The 255-nt window shown below is 38.4% G+C and carries 1 protein-coding gene; it reads left to right on the top strand.

Annotated elements, in window-relative coordinates:
* On the top strand, positions 1–255 hold a 255-nt coding region (locus tag ACEN31_RS11695), incomplete at both ends, for a transposase (RefSeq protein ID WP_407109492.1).

Below are 255 nucleotides of genomic sequence, written 5' to 3'. Positions count from 1 at the left end.
TTGTCATCGATCGGTTTCATATCGTTCAATTATTGAATAATACGTTAAACAGATATCGGATTAAAGTCATGAACACGATTCGTTACAACCGGCCGCGTGATTACACCAAATTAAAACAATTATGGAAATTAATTCAAAAAAACCGGGAGTCCTTGGACTTCGAGGATTACCACATTCACCGGCTGTTTGATGGCCTTGTGACTCAAAAAAGTATGGTCAATTATATGTTGAGTATCGATCCACGATTGGAGCAGG

Source organism: Ruoffia sp. FAM 26255 (assembly GCF_045528525.1).
Lineage (GTDB): Bacteria > Bacillota > Bacilli > Lactobacillales > Aerococcaceae > Ruoffia > Ruoffia tabacinasalis.
The sequence above is the reverse complement of the archived record's forward strand: the minus strand, read 5'-3'. Positions and strand labels throughout refer to the sequence as shown.